The following is an 8,208-nucleotide window of genomic DNA, read 5'->3' on the forward strand; positions in this document are numbered from 1 at the left end:
CCCCGGCCGTCCAGGTCCGGCCCAGCACCAGCCCGACGCCCCGGCGCACCCGCCCGACGCCGTCGCGCACCACGGTCCCGCAGCCCGCCGCCGAGCGACGCTGCGGCGCCCCGGCGAACCCCTTCGGGTACGACTTCTGCGGCGGCACACGGATCCGCAAGCCGGCCACCGGGATCTGCGACTGGTTCACCTGCGCCCCCGGGTTCTGGTCCGACCGGGGCTGGCTGGTGCAGTGCCGCGACGGCGTGATCAGCCGGACCGGCGGCCAGCGCGACGTGTGCGCCGGCCACCAGGGGCTGCGGCGCACCGTCTGGAGCTGACGGGTCACCCCACCGGTCGAGGCGTGACCCGCAGCGGTGTCAGGCCGACGAGGACCAGCGCGGCCCCGACCGGCAACAGGTCCAGGTTCACCGCGATCGCGATGAACCCGACGAGCACCAGCACCGGTGCCCACACCGGCAGCAGCCGCGTCGCCGCCGCCCGGTAGAGCAGCACCAGCAGACCCACCTCGAACAGCAGGGGCCCACCGAGCAGGACCGGGTCGGGGGTGTCCACCGCCTCGGCGAAGCGCGGGAACAGGTCGCCGAGGATCACCCAGACGAAGGCGGCCGCGCCGACCAGGCCGGCCAGTGCGGCCGCGTCGTCCAGTGTCCGCAGTCGGGTCGAGCGGCTCCGCAACAGGCCGTGCAGCCCGACGATCAGCGCCGCGAAGCAGAGGACGCCGAGGAGGAACAACGCGTGTCCGGTGTTCCAGGCCCAGGCGCCCTTGTCGCTGTGCCCGTCCAGGCGGTCGAGCAGGCGCAGCAGGCCGTAGCCGAGCAGTAGCGACGCCGCGGCCACGGCGGTCGGTCGCAACCAGGAGTACGCGGGACGCGTGCGGGAATCGAGGGGGGTCATCGCCTCAGCCTGCCGACCGCCCGTCCCCGCGACATCCGGGAACGGTCCCGCATCACTCCCGGATCAATCCGCTCGCCTCCCGTAGGGGTGCCCGGTTAGCGTCCGGGCGTGTTCCGCATCGTCTCAGTGGTCCTGGTCGACGCCGTCGGGCGGCTGCTCGGCGCGCTGCCCCCGTTCGACGTGCCGGACCCGTGGTGGCAGCAGGTCGCCTCGGTCGTCGACGCGGCCCGCCGACGGCACGGTGTGGAGGTGGCCGTGCTGCGGCTGCTCGACGCCGACCGTCCCGCGCCGCCCGGCGGCCACGTCCGCTATCTCGCCCAGGTCGCCGACGCTCCTCGCGTACCCCTGGAGCCGGTCGCCGTGGACCTCGCGCCGCACCCGCTGCGCATGCCGTGGGCGGAGGCGGGCGGCCCGGCGCGCAGCGTCGCCTGGGCCACCGAGGAGCTGCGGCGACTCGGCCGCCCGGTGACCGCCGTGACCCAGCAGCGCACCTGGAACCTCTCCGCGATCTGGCGCCTGGACACCCCCCTCGGCCCCGCCTGGCTCAAACAGCTCCCCCCGTTCGCCGCCCACGAACCCACAGTCCTCCACTGGCTCCGCTCCACCGTCGACGAGGTGGAGGGCGGGGTGGAGGTGCTCGGCGTGGGGGAGCGGGGACGGGTGTTGCTGGGGCACGTGCCGGGGGAGGACCGGTACGGGGCGGGGGAGGGTGAGCGGACGGCGATCGCGGCCGGGCACCACGCGGTGCAGGTTCGGGCCGTGGGTGAGGCGGACCGGCTGGTTGCCGGCGGCGTACCCGATCTTCGGGGGTTGGGCCTGGGCCGGTGGGTCCGGGAACGGCTGGCGGGCCACGACGTCACCGTCGCCGCCCGCCTGCTCGACCGGCTCGACGACCGGCTCGCCCGGGTACGCGACTGCGGACTGCCCGACACGCTCGTGCACGGCGACCTGCACCCGGGCAACGTGCGCGGCGACGGGACCCGACGGGTCGTCATCGACTGGGCGGACGCGTTCGTCGGCCACCCCGCCTTCGACATCCTGCGCCTCACCGAGGACCTCGACCCGGCCGCCGCCGACCGCCTCGTCGACGCGTGGGCCGCCCGGTGGCGCGCCGATGTGCCCGGCAGCGACCCCCGCCGCGCCGTCGAGCTGCTCCGGCCGGTCGCGCCGCTGCGGCTGGCCGCCGTGTACGCGATGTTCGTCGCCGGCATCGAACCGAGCGAACACCCCTACCACGTGCACGACGTGCCGGCCGCGTTGGCGCGCGCCGCCGCGGCGGCCTAGACCCGGCGTACCGGGATCCACAGCTCCGCGTCGGCGGTGCCGCCGCCCTCGGCGACCCGCACCCGGGAGATCTCCGGCCCGGGGCGGATCTCGTACGGGTTCGACGGGAACCACTGGGTGAACACGTCACGCCACAGGTACTGCAACGCCTGCGGGAACGCCCCGGAGCTGCGGAAGACCGCCCAGTCGCCGGCCGCCACCGGCAGGCTGTCCAGGCCGTCCGGCACCTCCGCGCCGGTCACCACCCCGTGCCAGTAGTCCAGTTCGGTGCCCTCCTCCCGGGACCCGGCCAGGTCGTCGCTGACGTTGACGATCCCGTGCGGCTCCTGGTCGGACAGGGCCTCGATCCGGCGTACGGTCGCCGGGTCGATGCCCTTCACGAACGCCACGATGTGCGGGTTCATCCCCTCGTGGACCAGCGGCACCCGGGCCTTCAGCCCGACGAGCCGGAAGGCGTCCTTGGTCACGATTCGGTAGTCCATGCTGGTGCTCCCTTCGACGACGAGTCGGAAGGACATCCGCGGCTGGGAGCGCAGCACCGCCCCGGTCCGCCGCGCCTCGGCCGGGCCGACGCCGTGCACCGACCGGAACGCGCGGGCGAACGCCTCGTTCGAGCCGTAGCCCCAGCGCACCGCAACGTCGAGCAGCGACTCCCGGCCGGCGAGCACGTCGGCGGCGGCGAGGGTGAGCCGGCGGCGGCGCACGTACTCCGACAGTGGCACCCCGGCCAACGCCGAGAAGAGCCGCCGGAAGTGGTGCTCCGACACGCAGGCGATCCGGGCCAGCTCCGGCACGTCCAGTGGCTGGTCGAGCCGCTGTTCGAGGTGGTCCATGGCCTGGTTGAGGCGGTCCAGCACGCGGGTGCTCCTTCCTGGTTACGCCTTCGACGCTAGGGTGCCGGCCGCCCACCGACCCGACCCCGCCGGACCCGTTCCGGTCGGCCGGTGACCGGCTGGCGGCGGTGTCGCATCATGACCTCGTGATCATGCGGAAGCGACACCACAGGAAAAAGAAGAAGGACCGGGACTGGTGCGACTGCGACTGCGACCTGCTCGACTGTGACGGTCCTGGCTGCTGCGACCTGGGCCTGTTCTCGACGCTGCTCACGCTCGGCTCGGTGACCGCCGGCGTGGTCCGGGCGCCCGCCGTCGACCGGGCCGGTCGGGCCGCCATTCTCGGCTACCGGCGGTGGCTCTCGCACCGTTGGCCGGGGACGTGCCGCTACACGCCGACGTGCAGCGCGTACGGGCTGGCGGCGGTCGAGCGACACGGGCTGGCGGTGGGCGGTCGGATGGCCGCCGACCGGGTGCGCCGCTGCCGCCCCGACGTCCCGCACGGCACCCCCGACCCGCTGCGCTGACCGGGTCAGGGGACCCGGGTGGGGCCGCCGAAGACGACGGGCACGCCGGGGGAGTGCAGGACGCTCACCGGCGGCCCGTCCGGTGCGGGCAGGCCGGCGGCGGTCACCAGCTCGTCGTCCAGGTGGAGCAGGTCGGCGCGGTGCAGCGGCCACCGCGGGTGCCAGTTCGGCAGGTGCTGGGTGGCGCCGTACGCCCGGGTGTGCAGGCCCCAACGCGCGGTGAGGAAGTGCTCCAACGGCGTCGGGTCGGGGATCGCAGCGCCGACGCGGACGGTCATCGCGCTCGTCGCGCCGGTCGGGCCTGGCCAGCGCCGGCGGCAGCGGTAGGTGAGCGTGTCGCCGGAGCGCTCCAGCCGCATCGCCGACCACTTGTAGGGCAGGCGCAGGCCGGCCTGGGCCACCAGCACCGGCACCAGCCGGGACGCGTCCAGCGAGCGGAACACGACCGCCCGTCGGCCCGCGCCGTCGACCGAGTAGAGTTGCACGTTCGTCTCCCAGAACGTGCCGAAGTACGGCACGCCCGGCCCTCGGCCGAGCCCCAGCCCGACCATCCGGAAACCGATCAGCCCGACGTAGGTGAACCCGTCGAGCGTGTCGGGCCGGGTGCCGGCCGGCAGCAGCGGCGCGACCCGCTCCGGCGGGACCGCCCAGTGCAGGAAGGTGAGATCGTGCCAGCGCTGGGCCAGCCACGCCCGGCGGATGGCGCGTGCGGGCGAGTGCTCGACCGGCTCGGCCTCCACCGGGTCACTCCGGCCGGTGGCAGACCGCCTCGACGTTGTTGCCGTCCGGGTCGCGGACGAACGCGCCGTAGTAGGCCGCGTGGTATTCCGGCCACTCCTTCGGCGCGTGCAGCACCTCGGCGCCGGCCGCCAGCGCCGCGTCGTGGAACGCCCGCACGGCGGCCCGGTCGGGCGCGGTGAACGCGATGTGCACCGGCACCGGGGCGGCGTCGGCCGGCGCGGGCTCGACCCAGAAGTCGGGCGCGTCGACGCCGTAGCCGATCGGGCCGGGCTCCATGATCCGCCGCCCGCCCAGCGGCGCGAGCACCGCGTCGTAGAAGGCGCCGGCGGCCCCCAGGTCGCGCACCGCTACGGAGAAGTGGTCGAGCACGTCGCCTCCCTGCGATCGTCGATGACCCCGCAAGGCTACGAGCCGCCTGTGACATTGCACGCCGCAACGCCACGGCGGCGGTACGGTCGTCCGATGCGGCTCACAGTGCTCGGCGGGTGCGGGGTCTGGCCCGAGGCGGGCCAGGCGTGCAGCGGCTTCCTCGTGGAGGAGGCCGGATTCCGGCTGCTGCTCGACCTCGGCTACGCCACGCTGCCCCGGCTGCTGGCGCACGTCACCGCCGACGAGGTGGACGCCGTGTTCGTCAGCCACGGGCACCCCGACCACTGCGCCGACCTGAACCCGTTCCTGCGGGCCCGCGCGCTGCGGGACGACCCGCCGCCGCCGGTACCGGTGTACGCGCTGCCCGGTGCGCTGGACGCGGTGCTGGCCCTCGACCGCCCGGGCATGCTCGACGCGGCGTACGTGCCGCACGAGTTCACCGCCGGCGACACCCTCGACATCGGCCCGTTCCGGGCCGAGACCCGCCTGCTGCCGCACTGGGTGCCCAACGCCGGCATCCGGCTCGACGCGGGCGGCCGGGTGCTCGCGTACACGGGGGACACCGGCCCGAGCCCCGACGTGGTGGCGCTGGCCCGGGACGCCGACCTCCTCGTCGCCGAGGCCACCTACCTGCGCGAGGTGCCGGAGGACTCGCGGGAGCATCAGTCGAGCGCACGCCAGGCCGGCCGGCAGGCGCAGGCCGCCGGTGTGCGGCGCCTGCTGCTGACCCATCTGCGGCCCGGCACCGACCACACCGCCGCCCGTGCCGCGGCCGCCGAGGAGTACACCGGTGAGATCGCGGTCGCCACCGCCGACCTGGTGGTGGACGTCGCCTGACCGGAGCGTCTACCGCTCCCGGCCGTCCCCTCCGGCGGTCGCCCGGGCCTCCGCTCCGGCCCGCCGGCGCGCGGTCGCCCCGACGACCAGCAGGCCGGGAAGGGCGCCGACCAACCAGATCAGGCCGACCGGCCAGTGGATCAGCGAGCCCACCGCGCCCCGGATCTCCGGCACGTCACCCACCACGTAGGACGCCTCCGGGTCCGGGCTGCGGCACTCAAGCGTCCACACCCCGGCCGCCGGCACCCGGACCGTGGCCACCCAGGCGTACGACGCGGCATCGCCCCCGTAGTCGCCGGGCGGCACGGACACCGGCTCGGCGGACCTGCCGACGCCGTCGACCCGGCACTCCGGGTCCGTCGAGGCGAACCCCACCGAGAAGATCGCGTACGCCCCGGCGGCCGGCGCCGTGAACCGTCCCGCCGACGTCGCGTAGGGCCCGACCCCGCCGTACTCCGTGGGGGGTTGACCGACCGTGCTGCCCTCGGCGCCGAGCCGTACCGTGGTCTGCGCCAGCACGGCCCCGAGCATCACGGCGACCCCGCCGATCAGATAGCCGCGCCAGGACGCCGGTCGGTGCCGGCGGGGCAGGCGCCCGCGGGCGGCGTACCCGATCAGCGCGCCGCCGACCGCGAGCGCCAGCCCGCCGAGCAGAGCCCGCCCCCAGCGGGCGTCGCCGGTCAGCGGCACCACCCAGCGGAAGAACGCCAGCGACCCGGCCAGCAGCACCGCCGTGACAAGCGTGGACACGCCGACGGTCAGCGGGAGGCCGGGTACGCCACGCCGGCGGGGTCGCCCGGCGGCCAGCAGGCCGGCCAGGACCGGCGACGCCAGCGCCGGCCACCACAGCGCGGACGACAGCGGCTGGTCCTCCTCCCACCGGTGCGTCCACTCGAACCACACCAGCGGGGCCGGCACGGTCGCCAGGAACCACGCCGCCAGGACGGCGGGAACGCCGGGGCGCTCGGTCATCCACCGATCCTCGACCAGCGGGAACATCGGCGCCAGGCCGCGTGCCGGTCCGAAAAGGATTGCTCACGGAGGGTAGGATCCGGCGCGAGGCAGTCGAACACACGGGGGAAACGATGTTCGAGCGACTGGGCAGATTCGTCGTCGGCAAGGCATGGTGGGTGATCGGCGGCTGGCTCCTGGCCGCGATCGCCATCGTCGTCACCAGCCCGTCGCTGAGCGACATCACCTCCGCCGACCAGGAGAGCTTCCTGCCGCGCTCCTACGAGTCGGTTCAGGCCACCGAGCTGGCCACGAAGTCGTTCCCGCAGGCGGCGACCGCCACCGCCACCATCGTGGTCAAGCGCAGCGACGGCAAGCCGCTCACCCCGGCCGACGAGGCCCGCGTCGGGCAGCTCGCTCAGGCGCTCAAGGCCCGCAACATCCCGCAGACCTCCGGCTACCTCACCGGCCCGCAGGCCGTCGCGCCGGACAAGTCGGTGCAGATCATCTCCGTCGGCCTCGACGCCGACACCCCGGACGACCCGAAGCTGCTCGACGCCGTCCGCGACCTGCGCGCCGACCTCGGGCCGGACCTGGCCGGCAGCGGCCTGACCGCCGGTGTGGCCGGCGACGTGGCCAGCTTCGTCGACAACGAGGACACGTTCAACTCCGCGTTCGCGGTCGTCGGCGTCGCCACCATCATCCTCATCATCGGGCTGATCCTGATCATCTTCCGCAGCCCGATCGCCGCGCTGCTGCCCGTCGTGGTGATCAGCGTGGTCATGTCCGTCACCACCGGCCTGGTCGCCGCCGCCGGCAAGGCGTTCGACCTCAACGTCAGCCAGGACCTCCAGACCATCCTGCTGATCGTGCTGTTCGGCATCGGCACCGACTACATCCTGTTCCTGCTGTTCCGCTACCGGGAACGGCTGCGCGCCGGCGACGACAAGCGCACCGCGATGATCGTCACGGTGCAGCGGGTCGGCGAGGTCATCACCTCCGCCGCCGGCGCGGTCATCGTCGCGTTCCTGGTGCTGCTGCTCGCCTCGCTGGGCTTCTTCGGCTCGCTCGGCCCGGCGCTCGCCATCGCCGTCGCCGTCATGCTGGTCACCTCGCTGACCCTGATCCCGGCGCTGGTGTCGCTGCTCGGCCGGTGGGTGTTCTGGCCGTCGAAGGCGTGGCAGCGTACGCCGAAGGCAAGCCTGTCCCGACGGCTCGGCGCCGCCGTCGGCCGCCGGCCCGCCGTGGTGGCCGCGGCCTCCGGCGCGCTGCTTGTCGCGCTCGCCGCCGGGGTGCTCGGCTACAAGGCCGACTACGACTTCAGCGCCGGCTTCCCGCAGGACACCGAGTCCGCGCGGGCCGCCAAGGACCTCCAGCGCGGCTTCGCCGCCGGCGCGCTCGCGCCCACCGAGGTCTACCTGACCACCGGCAACGGCACCCCGCTCACCGACCAGCAGGTCAACGACTTCGCCGCCGCCTCGGCGAGCGCGCCCGGCGTCGCCCGGGTGCAGCCGCCGGAGCGCAGCGCCACCGACCCGAGCGTGGCCCGGCTCAACCTGCTGCTCGACGAGAACCCGGTCTCCAACGAGGCGATCAGCCTGGTTCGCGACGACCTGCGCGACGACCTGCACGCCAAGGCCCCGGAGGGTACGAAGGCACTGGTCGGCGGCCCGACCGCGATCTTCGCCGACATCAACTCGGCGAACAACCGCGACCTCTCGGTGATCCTGCCGGTGGCCGCCGGCCTGATCGCACTGATCCTCGCGTTG

Annotated in this window: 9 protein-coding genes and 1 pseudogene; 5 read left to right on the forward strand and 5 right to left on the reverse strand. The window is 74.5% G+C overall.

The annotated features are described in order from the left end of the window. Positions 1–320: pseudogene (locus tag HUW36_RS19945) on the forward strand (hypothetical protein); the annotation flags it as partial. 4 nt (positions 321–324) lie between these two features. On the opposite strand, the gene HUW36_RS19950 reads toward HUW36_RS19945, so the two are convergent. Next, positions 325–897, reverse strand: coding sequence for a hypothetical protein (locus HUW36_RS19950; protein ID WP_174529562.1), 573 nt, complete (start codon positions 895–897; stop codon positions 325–327). Between the two features lie 108 nt (positions 898–1,005). Here HUW36_RS19950 and HUW36_RS19955 point away from each other — a divergent pair, with 108 nt between their 5' ends. Beyond that, a complete protein-coding gene (locus tag HUW36_RS19955; protein ID WP_174529563.1) occupies positions 1,006–2,181 on the forward strand; it encodes a phosphotransferase in 1,176 nt (391 codons plus the stop codon). Here HUW36_RS19955 and HUW36_RS19960 read toward each other — a convergent pair. After that, positions 2,178–3,038, reverse strand: a complete 861-nt coding sequence (locus HUW36_RS19960) for an AraC family transcriptional regulator (RefSeq protein WP_174529564.1) — start codon at positions 3,036–3,038, stop codon at positions 2,178–2,180. The two genes, HUW36_RS19955 and HUW36_RS19960, sit on opposite strands and share 4 nt — an antisense overlap. Before the next feature lie 128 nt (positions 3,039–3,166). Here HUW36_RS19960 and yidD point away from each other — a divergent pair, with 128 nt between their 5' ends. Further along, entirely contained in the window at positions 3,167–3,541 is a 375-nt protein-coding gene (gene yidD, locus HUW36_RS19965; protein WP_246248237.1) for a membrane protein insertion efficiency factor YidD, read from the forward strand. Between the two features lie 5 nt (positions 3,542–3,546). On the opposite strand, the gene HUW36_RS19970 is transcribed toward yidD, so the two are convergent. Then, on the reverse strand, positions 3,547–4,281 hold the full coding sequence (locus HUW36_RS19970) for a YqjF family protein (protein WP_174529565.1): 735 nt from the start codon (positions 4,279–4,281) through the stop codon (positions 3,547–3,549). Between the two features lie 4 nt (positions 4,282–4,285). Beyond that, the gene (locus HUW36_RS19975; RefSeq protein ID WP_174529566.1) at positions 4,286–4,651 is read right to left on the reverse strand and encodes a VOC family protein; all 366 of its coding nucleotides are present in this window, start codon (positions 4,649–4,651) and stop codon (positions 4,286–4,288) included. Positions 4,652–4,744: 93 nt separating this feature from the next. Between HUW36_RS19975 and HUW36_RS19980 the strand changes: the two genes are divergently transcribed. Beyond that, positions 4,745–5,488 (forward strand): MBL fold metallo-hydrolase, encoded by a 744-nt coding sequence (locus HUW36_RS19980; RefSeq protein WP_174529567.1) that lies wholly within the window; start codon positions 4,745–4,747, stop codon positions 5,486–5,488. Positions 5,489–5,497: 9 nt separating this feature from the next. On the opposite strand, the gene HUW36_RS19985 is transcribed toward HUW36_RS19980, so the two are convergent. Further along, positions 5,498–6,460, reverse strand: a complete 963-nt coding sequence (locus tag HUW36_RS19985; RefSeq protein ID WP_174529568.1) for a hypothetical protein — start codon at positions 6,458–6,460, stop codon at positions 5,498–5,500. A gap of 113 nt (positions 6,461–6,573) precedes the next feature. Here HUW36_RS19985 and HUW36_RS19990 point away from each other — a divergent pair. Next, positions 6,574–8,208, forward strand: a 1,635-nt coding sequence (locus HUW36_RS19990) for an MMPL family transporter (RefSeq protein ID WP_174529569.1), incomplete at its 3' end; no start/stop codon positions are given.

Origin of the sequence: Micromonospora maritima, from assembly GCF_902825405.1 — a bacterium.
Classification (GTDB): Bacteria; Actinomycetota; Actinomycetes; order Mycobacteriales; family Micromonosporaceae; genus Micromonospora; species Micromonospora maritima.

Coding starts and splice junctions, on each gene's coding strand:
- HUW36_RS19950 (WP_174529562.1), bottom strand. CDS start 897: ATGACCCCCCTCGATTCCCGCACGCGTCCCGCGTACTCCTGGTTGCGA.
- yidD (WP_246248237.1), top strand. CDS start 3,167: ATGCGGAAGCGACACCACAGGAAAAAGAAGAAGGACCGGGACTGGTGC.
- HUW36_RS19980 (WP_174529567.1), top strand. CDS start 4,745: ATGCGGCTCACAGTGCTCGGCGGGTGCGGGGTCTGGCCCGAGGCGGGC.
- HUW36_RS19985 (WP_174529568.1), bottom strand. CDS start 6,460: ATGACCGAGCGCCCCGGCGTTCCCGCCGTCCTGGCGGCGTGGTTCCTG.